General features: G+C 44.2%; 17 protein-coding genes. 7 read left to right on the top strand and 10 right to left on the bottom strand.

Annotated features, from left to right (window positions below):
- Positions 1-104: 104 nt before the first annotated feature.
- On the bottom strand, positions 105-770 hold the full coding sequence (locus M1E09_RS00785) for a site-2 protease family protein (protein WP_456274866.1): 666 nt from the start codon (positions 768-770) through the stop codon (positions 105-107).
- 187 nt (positions 771-957) lie between these two features.
- On the opposite strand from M1E09_RS00785, the gene M1E09_RS00780 reads away from it, so the two are divergent.
- Positions 958-1,143: a 2-hydroxymuconate tautomerase gene (locus tag M1E09_RS00780; RefSeq protein ID WP_456273010.1), complete on the top strand. Its 186-nt coding sequence runs from the start codon at positions 958-960 to the stop codon at positions 1,141-1,143.
- Positions 1,144-1,294: 151 nt separating this feature from the next.
- Positions 1,295-2,461 (top strand): IS256 family transposase, encoded by a 1,167-nt coding sequence (locus M1E09_RS00775; RefSeq protein ID WP_456274865.1) that lies wholly within the window; start codon positions 1,295-1,297, stop codon positions 2,459-2,461.
- A gap of 424 nt (positions 2,462-2,885) precedes the next feature.
- Here M1E09_RS00775 and M1E09_RS00770 read toward each other — a convergent pair whose 3' ends face one another.
- Together M1E09_RS00770 and M1E09_RS00765 are read right to left on the bottom strand one after the other, a co-directional pair.
- Positions 2,886-3,392 (bottom strand): YwgA family protein, encoded by a 507-nt coding sequence (locus M1E09_RS00770; protein ID WP_456274864.1) that lies wholly within the window; start codon positions 3,390-3,392, stop codon positions 2,886-2,888.
- Positions 3,393-3,475: 83 nt separating this feature from the next.
- Complete coding sequence (locus tag M1E09_RS00765; protein ID WP_456273009.1) at positions 3,476-4,777, bottom strand: HD domain-containing protein; 1,302 nt, start codon at positions 4,775-4,777, stop codon at positions 3,476-3,478.
- Positions 4,778-5,078: 301 nt separating this feature from the next.
- Between M1E09_RS00765 and M1E09_RS00760 the strand changes: the two genes are divergently transcribed.
- Positions 5,079-5,891: an RsfA family transcriptional regulator gene (locus M1E09_RS00760; RefSeq protein ID WP_456273008.1), complete on the top strand. Its 813-nt coding sequence runs from the start codon at positions 5,079-5,081 to the stop codon at positions 5,889-5,891.
- A 127-nt stretch (positions 5,892-6,018) separates the two neighbouring features.
- Here M1E09_RS00760 and M1E09_RS00755 read toward each other — a convergent pair whose 3' ends face one another.
- From M1E09_RS00755 to pta, 3 genes are all read right to left on the bottom strand, one after another.
- Positions 6,019-6,864: a lipoate--protein ligase family protein gene (locus M1E09_RS00755; RefSeq protein WP_456273007.1), complete on the bottom strand. Its 846-nt coding sequence runs from the start codon at positions 6,862-6,864 to the stop codon at positions 6,019-6,021.
- 124 nt (positions 6,865-6,988) lie between these two features.
- A complete protein-coding gene (locus M1E09_RS00750) occupies positions 6,989-8,371 on the bottom strand; it encodes an N-acetylmuramoyl-L-alanine amidase (protein WP_456273006.1) in 1,383 nt (460 codons plus the stop codon).
- Positions 8,372-8,515: 144 nt separating this feature from the next.
- Positions 8,516-9,487 (bottom strand): phosphate acetyltransferase, encoded by a 972-nt coding sequence (gene pta / locus M1E09_RS00745; RefSeq protein ID WP_456273005.1) that lies wholly within the window; start codon positions 9,485-9,487, stop codon positions 8,516-8,518.
- Between the two features lie 267 nt (positions 9,488-9,754).
- Between pta and hemQ the strand changes: the two genes are divergently transcribed.
- The gene (gene hemQ, locus M1E09_RS00740) at positions 9,755-10,498 is read left to right on the top strand and encodes a hydrogen peroxide-dependent heme synthase (RefSeq protein ID WP_456273004.1); all 744 of its coding nucleotides are present in this window, start codon (positions 9,755-9,757) and stop codon (positions 10,496-10,498) included.
- A 761-nt stretch (positions 10,499-11,259) separates the two neighbouring features.
- Positions 11,260-11,706, top strand: a complete 447-nt coding sequence (gene gerQ, locus M1E09_RS00735; RefSeq protein WP_456273003.1) for a spore coat protein GerQ — start codon at positions 11,260-11,262, stop codon at positions 11,704-11,706.
- 45 nt (positions 11,707-11,751) lie between these two features.
- On the opposite strand, the gene M1E09_RS00730 is transcribed toward gerQ, so the two are convergent.
- The 4 genes from M1E09_RS00730 to M1E09_RS00715 form a co-directional block, all read right to left on the bottom strand.
- Complete coding sequence (locus M1E09_RS00730) at positions 11,752-12,123, bottom strand: DUF423 domain-containing protein (protein WP_456273002.1); 372 nt, start codon at positions 12,121-12,123, stop codon at positions 11,752-11,754.
- A gap of 24 nt (positions 12,124-12,147) precedes the next feature.
- On the bottom strand, positions 12,148-12,444 hold the full coding sequence (locus tag M1E09_RS00725) for a YwdI family protein (RefSeq protein ID WP_456273001.1): 297 nt from the start codon (positions 12,442-12,444) through the stop codon (positions 12,148-12,150).
- 492 nt (positions 12,445-12,936) lie between these two features.
- Positions 12,937-13,572 (bottom strand): uracil-DNA glycosylase, encoded by a 636-nt coding sequence (locus M1E09_RS00720; RefSeq protein ID WP_456274863.1) that lies wholly within the window; start codon positions 13,570-13,572, stop codon positions 12,937-12,939.
- 54 nt (positions 13,573-13,626) lie between these two features.
- The gene (locus M1E09_RS00715; protein WP_456273000.1) at positions 13,627-14,382 is read right to left on the bottom strand and encodes a DUF4230 domain-containing protein; all 756 of its coding nucleotides are present in this window, start codon (positions 14,380-14,382) and stop codon (positions 13,627-13,629) included.
- A 107-nt stretch (positions 14,383-14,489) separates the two neighbouring features.
- On the opposite strand from M1E09_RS00715, the gene M1E09_RS00710 reads away from it, so the two are divergent.
- Together M1E09_RS00710 and M1E09_RS00705 are read left to right on the top strand one after the other, a co-directional pair.
- Entirely contained in the window at positions 14,490-15,935 is a 1,446-nt protein-coding gene (locus M1E09_RS00710; protein ID WP_456272999.1) for a phospholipase D family protein, read from the top strand.
- Positions 15,936-16,014: 79 nt separating this feature from the next.
- Positions 16,015-16,338 carry a general stress protein gene (locus M1E09_RS00705; protein WP_456272998.1) on the top strand — a complete coding sequence of 108 codons (324 nt, stop codon included), beginning with the start codon at positions 16,015-16,017 and terminating at the stop codon, positions 16,336-16,338.
- The last annotated feature ends 91 nt before the right edge of the window (positions 16,339-16,429 follow it).

The following is a 16,429-nucleotide window of genomic DNA, read 5'->3' as shown; positions in this document are numbered from 1 at the left end:
TCACGCTATTCCCGCAGGAGGTCGCACGCCTTCCGCTCCAATCTACTTAATAAAATTCACCTAGTATAAAAAATTTAAAAAGCATAATCCTCTGTAAAACTGCCTTATGAAAAAATAGAAAATAGTGTATAGAAGATTGTATTAAATGCCTGGTACGTGGCGGTCATTCCGCCATTCAGCACCGGCCAGATTGTATATTGATCCAGCGGTGTAATGACAAGGATCAGAAACAGCAGCACACCGTATTGCTCATATTGGGACATCCTCGAACGGACCCGCGGCGAAGAAAGGTCCTCAATGATGCGGTAACCATCCAGAGGAGGAAACGGCAATAGATTGAAAATGAACAAAAGAACATTCAAATAGGCAATCATTTGGAACATCTCGATGAAGAACTGGGGAATCACCGTTCCGACTCCTAAGCTGATCATCAGGTAAAACACGCCGAAGGCAATGAAGGCGATCAAGAAGTTGCTCAATGGCCCCGCAACAGAAACAAGCACGCCCGCAAGCTTAGGATTTTTAAAATTAAAGCGGTTCACCGGCACAGGACGCGCCCAGCCGAACCCGGCGATCAAGATCAACAGGGTTCCGATCGGGTCTAAATGCTGAATCGGGTTGAGCGTCAGCCGCCCCTGGTCCTTCGCTGTATCATCTCCAAATTTGTGTGCTACATATGCATGAGCGAATTCGTGGACCGTGAAGGCGATGATCAAGGCAATCACCACGAAAGGAAGCTCTTCTAAACTAAACCGGGAAAACTGTTCAATTATATCCAATGTCTGTTCTCCTTATTCTCATGTAATATTTTTGGCGATAAAAACTCATTCTTCTCATAATTCTCTATAGAAGATACTTGCTCCTTCTAAAAAATACGATAAAATTCAAATAGAGGGTATCGGCAGTCTGCCCTTCCCTTTCTGATTGTAACAAAATTATAGAACAGGAGCGAAATCCATGCCTTATATAACGGTTAAAATGCTTGAAGGACGTAATGAAGACCAAAAGAAAGCCCTCGTTGAGAAAGTAACGGCGGCTGTCAGTGAAACAACCGGTGCACCGGAAGAAAATATCGTCGTTTTCATCGAGGAAATGAACAAGGATCATTACGCTGTGGGCGGGAAGCTTTTTAGCGATAAGTAATCCTCTGCAGGATTGGTTCAACGCGCAGAAGGCGGCAATTTCACCACGCCCGCGATTAAGTCTATATAATTGTGTAAATAAAAAAGGGCCATTTTAATTCCCATGATACAATGTTTTCGACCAAGAAAATCTGTACATGGAGGAATTAAAAATGACCCAACTTAATCTTACTTTAAATATTGAAGATTTAAAAGACCAAGTAGCTAACTCTGATCTTGATACCCTTGTTAAATCTTCCCTTGTCTTAGTGCTTAATGAGTTTATGGAAAAAGAACGTAATGACTACTTAAACGCTAAGGCTTATGAGAGAACAGAGGAACGACTAGACTACCGAAATGGCTACTACAAGCGTGATTTTGTCATTTCAATTGGCAAGCTTACTTTAACCGTTCCCCGTACGAGAAACGGGGTATTCTCCACTTCATTATTTGAAAAATACAAGCGTGTAGATCAGGCACTTGTTCTTTCAATGATGGAAATGGTGGTCAATGGAGTTTCTACTCGGAAAGTTACTAAGGTAATGGAACAGCTCTGTGGTGAAAGTGTATCTAAATCACTGGTTTCTAACATTACAAAAAAATTAGATCCGATTGTAAACGAGTGGGCAACACGTCCTCTTAATGTAATGTACTACAAATATGTATACGTTGACGCTATGTATATTAAAGTGAGAGAACATCAACGAGTGGTATCCAAAGCGGTCTATATTGCGATTGGAGTCAATGAGAAGAATAAAAGGGAAATTATTGGCCTCAGCGTAAATCATGCAGAGTCTAAATCTGGTTGGATTCAATTCTTTGACCACTTAAAATCCCGAGGCTTCCAATCACCTCAAATGATTATTTCTGATGCTCACGAGGGCTTGAAAAGCGCTATAAGAGAATCTTTTATAGGGGCAAGTTGGCAGCGCTGCACCTTCCACTTCAAGAAAAATATTATTGATGTGATGCCTAAAAAAGATTCCCGTGAAGCCAAACAGATTCTCAAAAGAATCTTTGATGCCTCTACTCCACAAGAAGCCAGAGAAATCAAAGATGAATTTATAACTCTATTCGAGGAACGAAGTTCTTATCAAAAGGTTATAAGGATTTTAGATGATGGATTTGAAGACGCGGTCCAGTTCATGAACGAGCCTCAGGAATACCATCAAAAACTAAGAACAACAAATAATTTGGAAAGATTAAATTCTGAAATCCGGAGACGTGAACGTGTTATCAGGATTTTTCCGAATACCCAATCAGCATTTCGCCTAATTGGAGCAGTCTTAATGGAGCAGGAAAAAGACCTTGATCCAGGGAACAGAAAATATCTCTATTAAATAATTCGATTTCCTGGGGGTCCTCCAGCTAGCTGGAGGACCCCCAGGAAAACAAAACCAATATTGGTTGAAGACATAGTATAGGAATTTACACAATAAAGTGGACTTGACTACGCCCGCTGACGTTTCCAGAAATAGAACCGCTGATTCATTGAAATCGGCGGTTTTTTCTGTTTACCCAGCAAGCTTGGCTTAGTTATCGGCGGAAGTTTGTCATTTATCGGCGGTTTTCGAGGTTTTATCGGCGAAGTTGAGTAGTTTATCAGCGGAAACCTATCGTTTATCGACCAAAACATCTCGAATATCGGCCAAACGACACATTTCGACGGATTTCGCGACATGCATACACGCACACTCACATCCCTCACGCAACCCCATCCTTAAATAAAAAAACCGCCACACACCAGTGCGGCAGGCCTCATTTTTATTGAACGATCTTCTTTTTCAATTCTTGTATATAGTCGTACGCAGCATCGACTTCTTCCACCGTGTACTTCTGTTTGCTTTTCAGCGTGAATACCTTCTCTTCCACTTCTTCACGGGAGAGGTTATCGAAATAGAGAACGGTTGAAACGAGCTCAAGAAATCGTGAAGGCTGGTCGTTCATCGCTTCCAGGCAGTCTTTCAAGAACGGCATTTCGGTTTCATACATATCCAGGAAACCCTGGCCCTCTTCTGTTACCGTATAGCGATATTGATAGTAACCGCCTTTTTTCTCTTTCAGCTCACTGATGAAGCCCATATTGCACAATTCTTCCACTCGCAATGTCAATTCTTCTGAATAGGGGCCGTAGAAGTGAAACTGGAATTTTTCCTGGAACGGAAAGGATAATTTTTTTGCTATATATATCATTTTCTGCAGTTTTTTCCTGCCGGTAATTTCTCCGGAAGCAAAAAATGCACTCATTAATTTAGCGTGATCCTTTAACAATGGTATGTCATCTCCTACTTCAAATAGTACTCCGTGTTCCGTCATTAGGTGCAGGAGCCCCCTGAAAGGAGGGGGCTGAATATTTAATCGAGTTCTAAAATAGAACGTATTTGTCTTTTAATATTTTTCTTGGAAGTTTCATCATATAAGAGGTCGGCAGGATAATAGAGTTTGTGGTCGGTCCGTCTTTTACCTGAAATCGCATCAACGATATCCGACTGCCTCGACAGCTCTTTGAGTTCATCATTCGGCATCTGCAGATGAATTGGAAGGCGTTCCTCTTCTTCACCGGGGCGGTAAAAATCGTAAGGAAGATCTGATGATGAATCGACGACCAGATAATATTCCGGATCGATTCCAGCTTTTTTGAATAACGCTTCCAGGTCGCTGTATTTTCTATATTCTTTAGCAGGATCAAACTCAACGTATTTGAATAGATTCCTATTCATGAAACGGCGGCAAAGATCGCTCAAAATCGGATCGTCTTCCTCTTCCCAAGTCTGGAAATAGAACATGATGACCGCTTCATCAAGCTTCAAATAATCCTCTAACGATACATTTTCTTCAAAAAGCGAATAAAAATGGAGAGGGTCATATTTGAACGTATGATTTTGCTGGTACAGTTCTTTTGCACGGTGAAGGATTTTCGTCAGGATGACTTCCGCACTTCGTGTCACCGGATGGAAATAGACCTGCCAGTACATTTGATAGCGGCTCATTATGTAATCCTCGACAGCATGCATACCGCTGGATTTGATAACGACCTGGTCTTCACGCGGCCTCATGACGCGCAGAATCCTCTCCATATCGAAATGTCCGTAACTGACTCCGGTAAAATAAGCATCACGCTGCAGATAATCCATTCGATCAGCGTCTATCTGGCTGGAAATCAGGCTGACAACTTGTTTGTTCGCATAGGTTTTGGCAATGACTTCGGCTACATGCTTCGGAAAGTCTTTACCCACTTTCGAAAGCACCTGGTTCACCTCTGTATCCCCCAGGATGATCTCTTGAGTGAAATGTTCATGATCCAGGTGAAATACCTTTTCAAAGGAATGGGAAAACGGCCCATGACCTAAATCATGAAGCAAGGCTGCACACAAAGACAGCAGACGTTCATTCTGGCTCCATTCGGGGCGTCCTTGAAAGACATCATCGACGATCCGCCGGACAATTTCATAGACACCGAGAGAATGATTCAGGCGGCTGTGCTCCGCGCCGTGAAACGTCAGATACGTTGTCCCCAGCTGGCGGATACGCCTGAGCCTCTGAAACTCCTTCGTCCCTATCAAATCCCAAATGACCTGGTCCTTCACGTGTACATAACGATGAACAGGGTCTTTAAAAACTTTTTCCTCATGCAGCTTCATTTTGGAATATTCCATCTTTTACCCTCTTCCTACCTAACATGTATTCTCTATTATAGACGGTTTTACTCATAAAAACATCTCGAAGCGTGTCGAAAAATAAATAGAAATGAAGAAAATTGTTTATGTTTCAAGGGTTGAAAATGCCTTAAAAATTTTTTCGCCGCGTACGGGTATTGACAGGTTCCTCATTCATTTCCACGGCACGGCGGCAACGAAACTATTAGAAAAAAATAATTTTAACATATTCGTATAGATTCCCTTTTATTTGTACAGACTTCTAGTAAGAAAAGTTACTAACATAAGGGAGTTGGAAAGAATGAAATCTAGACAAGATGCCTGGACTGAAGAAGATGATCTGCTATTGGCCGAAACCGTTTTGCGCCATGTAAGAGAAGGCAGCACGCAGCTGAATGCCTTTGAAGAAGTGGGAGACAAATTGAACCGTACATCCGCGGCTTGCGGTTTTCGCTGGAATGCCGTTGTCCGCCATCAATATGAAAAAGCATTGGGACTTGCAAAGAAACAGCGCAAACAGCGCCAGCGCCTGCTCGGCAAAGACCAGGGCGGAAAGAAAAAGCTATTATATCAGCCGCCAACACCATCCTATGATGAGCTTGATGCTATGTCTCTATCGATGTCATCGGAAATGGATGAGGAAGAACAAGAGTATACTAGTCCTGTGACGGAAACGATGGCGGTGGACACAGAATTTGCGGAAGAAGCACTGGAAACTTCTGAAGTAAGCCAGCCGGCGCCAGCACCTTCTGTCGCTCAGCAGCCAACTGCCCCGGCCATGCAGCGCCCGGCGGAAGGGAAAATGGAGATGTCCCTGGAAAAGGTGATCGCCTACCTGCAAAACCTGGCTCATTCCAATTTCCACTCTGACATCTTAAAAAGTGAGAATCAGAGATTAAGGCACGAGAACGCTGAAATCAGACGCACAAACGCCGAGCTGGAAAGAAAGATTTCCGAACTCGAAAAGAACACGGTGACGATGCAGGAAGATTACGAAACATTGATGCAGATCATGAACCGCGCAAGAAAGCTCGTCTTATTTGAAGATGAAGAAGGCAAAGCGCCAAGATTCAAAATGGACCGCAACGGCAATCTGGAAAAAGTAGCTGAATAGGATTGGAGAACACTGATTTCCTTTTGGAATCGGTGTTTTTTTATGGATAACCTGATGGCTTGTACTGGAGATAGGTGTCTGATAAAAAATCCGGCAATCAAATAGATTGCCGGACCAAAACCTTCCATTATCTCTCCAAAACCTTTTCATTCCGCTGCTGTACCCTTGCGAGATAGCCATCATATAGAGGAAGTTCGCCGCCTTCGAGCTGGCTTGCATAAATTTTCCCGCTGAATCCTTTCAACGACTGCAGAAAACGCAGCATCGTATCTTGAATCGTCAGGTCCACTCCAAGAAGCTCGGAAAGCGACGCCATGACTTCCGGATGAATCTCAGGAAAGATGAACTTCCCGCTCTCTTCTCTTTTTCCTGCTTTATAAAAGTCCCTGATAATCTTCGCCCTTTCAGAGCCGCTCCCGGTTACACAAAGATAGATCTGGACGGCTACTCCATCCCGGATCCGTCTTTGGGAAATCCCTGCAAATTTCTGCCCGTTGATACTGAGATCATAACTTCCGGGACAATAAGAGTTGACGATTTCTTTCGCTTCAATAGTAACCGCAAAATCCTTGAACATGTCCTGTGTCAGCTGAAGCATGGCATCATACCCGCGATTGATATCGATGCCTTTTTCCGTATCGGGGAAAATCAGTGACAAATTAAGGACTCCTTCATCCAGGACGACCGCCAGTCCCCCTGAATTTCTGACGATATATCTGAAACCGAACTCTTCCAGCACCTTCAAACCATCTTCAAGTGCCGGCAGTTTTGTATCCTGGATGCCAAGTACGATTGTCTGGTGGTGCACCCAGGCCCTTGCTGTCGCAGGCGATTTCCCCGCGCCCACTGACGTGCATAATGTATCATCGATCGCAAAGGATTGAAGCGCATCGAACATCGGCCCGAGGCTGGACTGGTCGATGATCCGCCATTGCGGCTGTATTAAAAGTGATTCTATTTTTTGCTTTTCCATGGTTCGTTCTCCTTCGGTTATCATGACAAATATTATATCATATCAGCGTCAGCCGGAAATCGGCGGCTGAGTTCCATTATTTTCATTTTTTTAATATAAAAAAACAGCGTCGCAAAACGCTGTTTTAGTTTAGTTCCTCCAGCAGGCTGTTCAATTCCTGCTTTTGTTCATCAAGCTTCCCAATTGTATGGTTCACCATTCGTTTATACACCCTTATGATGCTCTGGCCGTAGGTTGTACCAGGCACTGCCCATCTTCCATTCAGGTCTGTCCATGTTTCCGCGATCCCTCTTGTGACTAGGTTGAATCTTGGATCGACAAGTTCGTATCCTGAAGGGATGCTCTCTGTTGAAGCATAGGCAAACAGATGCTGGATTTGCGCATGCACACCTTCTTCAGGTGTTGAAAAAGCCGCTCCCGGATTGCCTGGACCTGTTGCGCCGATTCCGGCATAGTTGTTCTGTTCTGCACTTACCAGACCGGTGAAACGGAAGTAGTCGGTTTCGTGGATGGCCTGGGCGTATGCAACATCTCCTCTCAAACCATAGGCCTCGCCGTATTTCACATAGTATTGGCCTAGTGACGGAGCATCAGGATTTACCGTCCTGACAAAGTCATCAAGCTGATGAGGATGTAGAAGAGTATCCCCGCTGATTGTAAAAAGTTCTTCCGGTGTCGGCGGGGGCGGCGGGGGTGGCGAATCCGGTTCCCCTTCTGTCACAATGAACGGCGCGCCAATTCCAAAACCTTTAAGCTTTTCCACTTGCGCCTCGGCATTTCCCTTGCTTGAGAAGGCTCCGGCCTGGACCCTGAAATACTGCCTTCCGGAAATCTGCGTCGGCACGATGAAAGAAGAGACTCCTTTTGAGAGCAGGAAGCTGACCCTGTTCTCGGCATTTTTCCGGTCTGTAAACGAGCCGGCGATGACTTTGTAGAGTGTTCCGGATGGCGTCGTCTTTGCTGGCAGGGATAACGCTTTAGCCGTCCCTTTGGCAATGGCAGTGGAAACATCAGCAATGAAAGCCGGATTATTCAAAAGTTTGACATCTTCAGGATTATCGACAAACAGGACTTCAAGCAGCAGCGCATTCATCTCTGTTTCACGAAGAACGTGAAAGTTTGCGCGTTTCTTGCCCCTGTCTGTAATCCCGTACTTTTGTTTTACAGAGGACATGATTTGGTCATGGATAATAGTCTGATAGTTTTTCGTTTCCTGCGAAACGGAACCGTTGTAGATATAGCTTTCAAAACCCCTTCCGCCTGCAGCATTGTTATGAATCGACAGATAAAAGTCGGCATTTCTCGAGTTGGCAAAGTTGGACCGTTCAGTAAGGGACATGGTCGTATCGGTTGTCCTCGTCATAAGAATGTTTACGTCATGGTTTTTTTGCAAGTAATCCCTTACCTTCAAAGCGATGGAGAGGTTATAGTTTTTCTCCTGAAAATTTCGGTAGGTTGCACCAGGGTCATTTCCTCCATGACCTGGATCGATTACAATAGTAGTCATATTTTCACACCTCCTTTGTACTATAGATATTCAAAAAGGGACAAACCGTATGGACTTAAGCCTTGATAGCTTGACCAATTTTCAAGAATTTGGGAAATTTATAAAACCAACAAAAAACGGCCCCTCATAGAGAGACCGGATAACTCATATAGACTGGGCTGCCGTAATCAGTGCCAGCTTGTAAACATCTTCTTCATTGCATCCACGGGACAAGTCATTGACCGGTGCATTCAGGCCTTGGAGAATCGGTCCCACCGCTTCGAAGTTGCCCAGGCGCTGAGCAATTTTGTATCCGATATTTCCTGCTTCAAGGCTTGGGAAAATGAATACATTTGCATCACCCTTCAATACGGAGTCAGGTGCTTTCTTGCTTGCCACTGACGGTACGAAAGCAGCATCAAATTGAAACTCGCCATCGAGTGTTAACTGAGGCGCTTTTTCCTTTGCGATTGCTGCTGCTTCTGTCACTTTTTCCGTTTCCGGGGATTTGGCTGATCCATTAGTAGAGAAGCTGAGCATCGCCACGCGGGGATCTATATCAAACATTTCAGCCGTTTTCGCGCTTTCCACTGCGATTTCAGCTAAATCCTGGCTGTCCGGGGAAATGTTGATCGCGCAGTCTGCAAAAACGTATTTTTCATCATCGCGGACCATGATGAACACTCCGGATGTTTTGCGAACGCCTTCTTTTGTCTTGATGATCTGCAGGGCCGGGCGGACTGTGTCGGCAGTGGAATGTGCCGCTCCGCTTACTAATCCGTTGGCTTTCCCCGTGTATACGAGCATGGTGCCGAAGTAATTTTCATCTAAAAGGATTTTCTTTGCATCCTCTTCTGTGGCTTTTCCTTTTCTTCTTTCCACAAAGGACTGGATAAGTTCACCGCTGTATTCATTGTCGGCAGGATCGATGATCTCACAGCCTTCTAATGATGCATTCAGTTCCTGTGCCTTTGCTTGCACATCACTCGTTTTTCCAAGGATAACCGGCGTAAGAATGCCATCACCAGCTAGGCGTGAAGCTGCTGTTACGATTCTCTCATCGGTGCCTTCCGGAAAAACAATTTTAAGGTTTTTTCCTGTTACTTTATTCATTAACGTTTCAAATAGATTGCTCATAAATTAAGCCCTCCTTAAGATATCCACTTTTAGAATACTCTTCTGCCGGGAGATTTCAAGAATTACGGACAGTGGCAGCGTTTCCATTGAAAAAGTTTTTGTTTTTCGAATATTTTACATTCAACCTGCTTTATTCTTCCCCTTTGGCAAACGCTGTATGCAGGCTGCACACAATTGTTGTTTTTCGGTCAAGATTCTTATTCATGCCTTTTGGCCAAACTATGATATAGTAAGGTTGCATATAAGTTTATAGAAGGAGTGATACACATGAGTGAACCGGCTCAAACACTGGATGGCTGGTATTCCCTGCATGACTTCCGCGCAATGGACTGGACTTCTTGGAAAATGCTATCCAGCGATGAAAGACAAACTGCGATCAATGAATTTCACGGTTTTCTTGAAAAAATGAATACAACACAAAATAAAGAAGAGGGAAGCCACGCGCTTTACTCGATTGTCGGCCAGAAAGCTGATTTCATGATGATGATCGTTCGCCCAACAATGGAAGAATTGAACGATCTGGAAAATGAGTTCAACAAACTGACAATTGCTCAATACACTGTTCCAACTTTCTCTTATGTATCAGTGGTTGAATTGAGCAACTATCTTGCTGATGGTGAAGATCCGTATGAGAACCCGCATGTACGTGCGCGTCTTTATCCGATCCTTCCAAAAGCAAACCATGTCTGCTTTTACCCGATGGACAAGCGCCGCCAAGGAAACGACAACTGGTACATGCTTCCGATGGAAGAGCGCCGCAGCATGATGCGCAGCCATGGAATGATCGGCCGCCAGTATGCAGGCAAAGTAAAGCAGATCATCACCGGTTCTGTCGGATTTGATGACTATGAGTGGGGAGTCACATTGTTTGCTGATGATGTACTTCAATTCAAGAAGCTTGTGTATGAAATGCGTTTTGATGAAGTAAGCGCCCGCTACGGCGATTTCGGCACTTTCTTCGTAGGAAACCTTCTTAAAGAAGAAAAAATTGCCCATTTCCTATATGTTTGATTAAAAAGCGCAAGCGCCTTGTTCAGCCCCGACAGGCATAAGACGAGCCGGCGAGAAGGTTGCTCTTTAACCTTCTTGCCGGATTGACTTATGACCCGAGGGGCTAGGCGCTGGAGCTGGATTCAGAACCGCCGCCCATCATCCAAACTTTCTTATCTTGTTAAAAAAGACCAAGCAGATACCGTTCTGTTTGGTCTTTTTCAATATGTGCAGAGTGATTTCCGCTCCAGGCGTGCGACTCCGCGGGGCGTGCGTTGAGCCTCCTCGGCTTTGCCTGCGGGGTCTCACCTGTCACGCTAGTCCCGCAGGAGGTCGCACGCCTTCCGCTCCAATCAAAAAATTTTCCTAATTACATTTGAATCAGATTGTTTTATTAAATATCCATTCACTTAAAATAAGGGCTATAATTACATCAAAACAATCGCTTAACATAGGGTGCGTTTTTCCAATTCCCCGCCTCTTTACCCACTTAGCCACCAACAATCAGGATTCCACATTCACCTGAAGCCCTTTTCCCTAATTTAACTTTAATCAGTACAGCATCTCTCCAAAACCCTTTTTAATCTTCTCCCTCCATCTGGAATATTTCCTTCACCCCTTACATAAAAATGAAATAGTGAAATCAGACTCGGCTCTCTTTTCATTATTCTTTTCTTTTATAAAGGGAGTTATGAGTTGTTATGTGCAGCCATGCATTTGCGTAAATCGACGTGGAACACCTTCGTCACGAAGGATTATGATTAATTAAGGAGGTCAATATTTTGAAACAATCAACTGGTTCTAATCCATACGGTTATGGCTATAATCAGCCTTATTACGGCCAGCCGCCAACTTACTCAGGCGGTCAGTATTACGGAGGGCAAGGAATGCAGGTTCCTCAGCCTGTCAGTGCTCCTCAAGTAGCACAGCCTCTTCCCGGGCAACTGCCTTTAGAAGAGTCTTACATCGAAAATATTCTGCGCCTGAACAAAGGAAAAGTAGCGACTGTCTACATGACATTCGAGAACAACCGGGAGTGGAATGCCAAAGTATTCAAAGGAATCATTGAAGCAGCAGGACGTGACCATATCGTCTTGAGCGATCCGCAAACGGGCATGCGTTATTTACTGCCGATGATCTATCTGGATTACATTACCTTCGATGAAGAAATCGAGTACGAATATCCTTATGGAGCAGGTGCAGGCGTAGGAGCCTACTCACCAAGATAATAAAAAAAGACTGCGAGCATTTGCGGCTCGCAGTCTTTCTATTTTTTACATAGATTTCACTGCCGTAATGATCAGCAGCACCCAGGCAATCAGGAAGGCTACTCCTCCCAGCGGTGTGATGGCACCCAGAACTTTGATTCCTGAAAGGCTCAATATGTACAAGCTTCCGGAGAATAAGATGATGCCGATCAACATCAGCCAGCCTGACCAGTTAAGCAGTGAACTGGCGGCAATATTCCCCGCCAGCACCCCGACAATCAGGATGCCGATTGAATGGAACATTTGATAAAGAACTCCTGTATTCCAAGTATCTATGTACTTCTGTGAGATTTTCCCTTCCAGTGCATGTGCGCCAAAGGCTCCCAGTGCTACTGAAAGAAACGCATTGATTGCCCCGATAATGATAAATGTCTTCATACCCTGTACACTCCCTATCCTTCTTTAAAATTCAAACAGTGAATCGCCATTGGCTCCATCATCTGTTGCCAGCTTGCTTTCTTCACTGATCCTTACTGTCTGTGATTGCTGATTCGCCAGCGGCACTGCCATTTGCGGCTGTGTGACGTCATTGGTAAAGGCAGCCGGTCGTGATTGCTGACTCTCATCTTCAAGCATGACTTCGCAAAGTGCCTTAATTGAATGAAGATGCTCTCTGATATTCTGTGCTCTTTCTGCCTTCTTCGCCTGTGATAGTTCCTGTTCGATCTTATTTATCAATGAAACATGAGATATATTCATCGTATCCCCCCTTGCCTTTTGTAATGTATTCTCCTTGTTTCACCTCTATTGATCATGTACCTGCATCTCAACAGAAAAATTTCATTTTTGGGATCTGCTTTTAGGCGTGAATTTCAGGCAGCTTTCCCCTGAGGATCGAAAAACGACCAGTGACGGCATCGCCTTTGACTTGAACCCATAAGCCTTACAGCCCCTTGGATGTGCAGGCTGCCATGTTGTATAAAAGGATTGGCATTGAAAACAATTGATTCTCTTTTTCTCTGGCAATTCTCTCGTCTCCCTATTTCATCATTCTTTCCTTATTCTATCAAACATATATCATAAGTGCCTTATCCTGGCTACTTCACACGCTGTCAATACATGCATTGTGCCAAGTCTCCATAGAACTGAAAGAGCGAATCAAAGCCTTTTTTCCGCTTTGATTCGCCAAAAGAATCCATGTTTCACGTGGAACATGTAAGTTTTTGTCTCATACTAAGGCTGGTGAACCGGCTATTCGATGCACCAGTCAATTTCGCCTTCTCCCATCTTCTTCAGCCACTCATTTGCCCGGGAAAAAGGCTTGCTTCCGAAGAAGCCTTTTGAGGCAGAAAACGGACTTGGGTGCGGGGATTGAATGATAAAATGCCTGCCACTGTCGATCAGCTTCAGTTTTTCCTGTGCAGGCCGGCCCCACAGCATGAACACAAGAGGCTTATCTCTGTTGTTCAGCTCTTCTATCACTTTGTCAGTGAACGTTTCCCACCCTTTCCCGCGGTGAGAATGAGCTTTCCCTTCCCTGACCGTCAGGACTGTATTTAATAGAAGGACTCCTTGTTCGGTCCATTTACTCAAGTTGCCGTGCTCGGGAATTTCGCAGCCGATGTCCTGATGAAGCTCTTTATAGATATTTCTTAATGACGGCGGGATCTTTACACCCTTTCCGACCGAAAAGCTCAATCCGTGCGCCTGCCCTTCTCCGTGATAAGGATCCTGGCCGAGCAGCACAACTTTCGTTTCGCTGTATGAAGTGGAATTCAATGCGTTAAATATGTTCTGCTTTTCCGGAAATATTTTTTGTGTTCTATATTCCTCTTTCAAGAACTCTCTTAATTTTAAATAATATGGTTTTTCCAGTTCATTTCCCATTACATCGTTCCAATCATTCTTAAACTTGTCAGCCACTAATAACACCCTTTCTTGCTAACGCTTATAATTGATTGTCACTTTGTAGCCCATCTGCTGGAAAAATTCTTTCAAGGATTTTTCAGCATTCTTTTCTGCCGTTTGCAGCAACCCCTGGTCCATTGCTTCCTGGCGAATCAGATCTTTTGCTTCCTGTGCAAGGGTAAAGCCCTCTTCCCAATCCACTTCACTTCGAAATAACCCTTCAACGGAGAAGGTTTTGATATTGGCTGTATCCAAGGAAGGAGACTGGAGGATCTCAGCCCTGGGCAGCTCTATCGTCATTTCTTTTCCCTCTTCATCTACCAAAATATCATTTTCTGTCACTTTTTTCAGGTCAACACCCGCGAGCACTGTCCCCGGGACGACCAACAGCAATTTCCTTTTCGTTCCTGGAAGATCAGCGGAAATTTCCTTGCCGAATATTTTATTATCTTCCTGCTCAATCACCGCCTTGGTAAAAGCTTGAGCTGTCGCGAGTGAATTCATTTCCTTAATCTGCTCAACGAAAGAGCCCTGCTGTTCCTGGAAAGTGCTGCCGGACAACCATGAATACATGCCAATCGACAGGCCTGAAACAGCAAGGACCACAATCAACAACAGGATCAGGAATTTACTCTTCCATATCGAAAGGACCGCCTTTCCCGCTTTCCAAAATGGCAATTTCACTTTCCTTCTATTTAAAACGGCCGTGGCGCTTGTCTGCTGGCTGCTGTCTTTTAATTCTGCCAATAGTGCCTCTATTTCTCTTATTCTATCTTCATTATTTTTCAACTAGTTCACACTCCTTACTAGTATTATAGAAAAAAATGTCGATAGTTGGAATACAAGATCACTATAAAGGGTAAAGGATTAATTACTATTAAATGGAGGAAAACGCCATGAAATCCTTATCTAGCTGGGTTCACAAGAAAGCTGTCCTGATCACCCTTGCCATATTGGTATTTTTTGGGTCGATCATGTTCTACCAAACTCACAAACCTTTACCAAAAGGAACCTCTTATGAAGGACAGGTCTTTCATGTGAAGGATGTCAATTTCCTCTATGACTTATCCTATAAAGACCATGCCGGCCATTTCCTTCATGAATCCAGAATTTTTAAGAGGATTAATGAAATCATTGCTGAGGCGAAAGAGTTTGTCGTCGTCGATATGTTTCTGTTCAACAGTTATTATGACGGAGACCACCGCATGCCTGACCTTGCCGGCAATTTGACTGATGCCCTTGTGGAGAAAAAAAGAAAGAACCCTGATATGCCGATTGTCTTTATAACCGACCACCTTAATACCACCTATGGGTCTCACCACACTCCCGAGATACAGAGGCTGAAAGAGCATGGAATTGACGTTATGTTCACTGACCTCAAACCCTTAAGGGACTCCAACTATGTATACAGTGCTATATGGAGAACCTTTTTCCAATGGTTTCAATCCCAGCCCGACGATGAAGGGTGGCTTGAGAACCCTCTGGCCAAAACTGCTCCAAAAGTTACTCTCCGCTCTTATTTAGAATTGTTGAATGTAAAAGCAAATCACCGAAAAGTCGTGGCGACCGATCAATCCGCCCTCGTCACCTCTGCCAATCCGCATAATGCCAGCGGCCTGCATTCCAATATTGCTTTCGAAGTGAAAGGGCCAATCATTGGAGATATTCTCAAAACTGAGAAAGCAGCCGCACGTTATTCCAACGGGCCGGAATTGCCTGACTATCAAAGCCGTTCCAAAAACAGCGGACCTATCAAGGTCCAGGTTCTGACAGAGGGTGAAGTGTATAAAAGGGCCTTGGAAGAACTGAATAAAGCCGGCAAGGGTGACACTGTCTGGCTTGGAATGTTCTACTTGGCGGAAAGGAAAGTCATCAATGGACTTGTAGGGGCAGCAAATAGAGGGGCGGACGTCCGCATCATATTGGATCCAAACAAAAATGCTTTCGGACAGCAGAAAATGGGACTGCCCAACATCCCTGTTGCATCAGAGCTATACCGCAGAGGAGAAAAGAATATCCACATCCGCTGGTACAACACAGAAATGGAACAATACCATACCAAGCTGCTTTATATAAGGAAAAAAGAGAAAGCGGTCATGCTCGGAGGGTCGACCAATTACACGACCAGAAACCTGGAAGACCTTAACCTGGAAACCAACTTGTGGGTTGAAACCCCTTTGGAACAAGAGGTAAACAAAGAAGTATCGGCTTACTTCAACCGGATCTGGAGTAATGAAGAAGGCCTGTATACAGAGAAATACAGCAATAAAGAATACGGCATCACCTGGTTGAAATATCTGGGCTACCGCATTCAAAAATTACTTAATTTTACCACTTATTAAGCTTGTTTAGCACTCTGTAAACCGGGTAGATAGTATATATACTGCTTCATTAAACACTTAAAAAGAGGAGGCTTTTACTTTGTATAAAGTATTTACTGTCGAAAATGGAGTACATGCAACTAAAGTAGTTGAAGACTTAAACCGCGAAGGTTATGAGAAGGATGATATTTATATCTTTGCTCACGACAAAGAACGCTCTAAGGACCTTACGGAAGGAACAGATACTGAAAGTGTCGGCATGAGCGAACAGGGTATGTTCGACAAACTTGGCAACACGTTCAAGAAGCGCGGTGACGAGCTTCGTTCCAAAATGAGTTCTTTAGGCCTGACTGATTCAGAAGCAGACCGTTATGAAGAAGAGCTTGACAAAGGAAAAGTGGTTGTCGTCGGATCTAAAGACTAATAGCCTGACTTTCACCATCTATAACTTGCTTTTTATCTTAACCTTGAACAATTTTATCTTAACCTTTTTAAACGGCTTCCCTTTGGGAGTC

It is taken from the genome of Bacillus sp. AK031 (assembly GCF_053903065.1).
The sequence above is the reverse complement of the archived record's forward strand: the minus strand, read 5'-3'. Positions and strand labels throughout refer to the sequence as shown.

Coding starts and splice junctions, on each gene's coding strand:
- M1E09_RS00780 (WP_456273010.1), top strand. CDS start 958: ATGCCTTATATAACGGTTAAAATGCTTGAAGGACGTAATGAAGACCAA.
- M1E09_RS00775 (WP_456274865.1), top strand. CDS start 1,295: ATGACCCAACTTAATCTTACTTTAAATATTGAAGATTTAAAAGACCAA.
- M1E09_RS00765 (WP_456273009.1), bottom strand. CDS start 4,777: ATGGAATATTCCAAAATGAAGCTGCATGAGGAAAAAGTTTTTAAAGAC.
- M1E09_RS00760 (WP_456273008.1), top strand. CDS start 5,079: ATGAAATCTAGACAAGATGCCTGGACTGAAGAAGATGATCTGCTATTG.
- M1E09_RS00755 (WP_456273007.1), bottom strand. CDS start 6,864: ATGGAAAAGCAAAAAATAGAATCACTTTTAATACAGCCGCAATGGCGG.
- M1E09_RS00750 (WP_456273006.1), bottom strand. CDS start 8,371: ATGACTACTATTGTAATCGATCCAGGTCATGGAGGAAATGACCCTGGT.
- pta (WP_456273005.1), bottom strand. CDS start 9,487: ATGAGCAATCTATTTGAAACGTTAATGAATAAAGTAACAGGAAAAAAC.
- hemQ (WP_456273004.1), top strand. CDS start 9,755: ATGAGTGAACCGGCTCAAACACTGGATGGCTGGTATTCCCTGCATGAC.
- M1E09_RS00730 (WP_456273002.1), bottom strand. CDS start 12,123: ATGAAGACATTTATCATTATCGGGGCAATCAATGCGTTTCTTTCAGTA.
- M1E09_RS00725 (WP_456273001.1), bottom strand. CDS start 12,444: ATGAATATATCTCATGTTTCATTGATAAATAAGATCGAACAGGAACTA.
- M1E09_RS00720 (WP_456274863.1), bottom strand. CDS start 13,572: ATGGGAAATGAACTGGAAAAACCATATTATTTAAAATTAAGAGAGTTC.
- M1E09_RS00710 (WP_456272999.1), top strand. CDS start 14,490: ATGAAATCCTTATCTAGCTGGGTTCACAAGAAAGCTGTCCTGATCACC.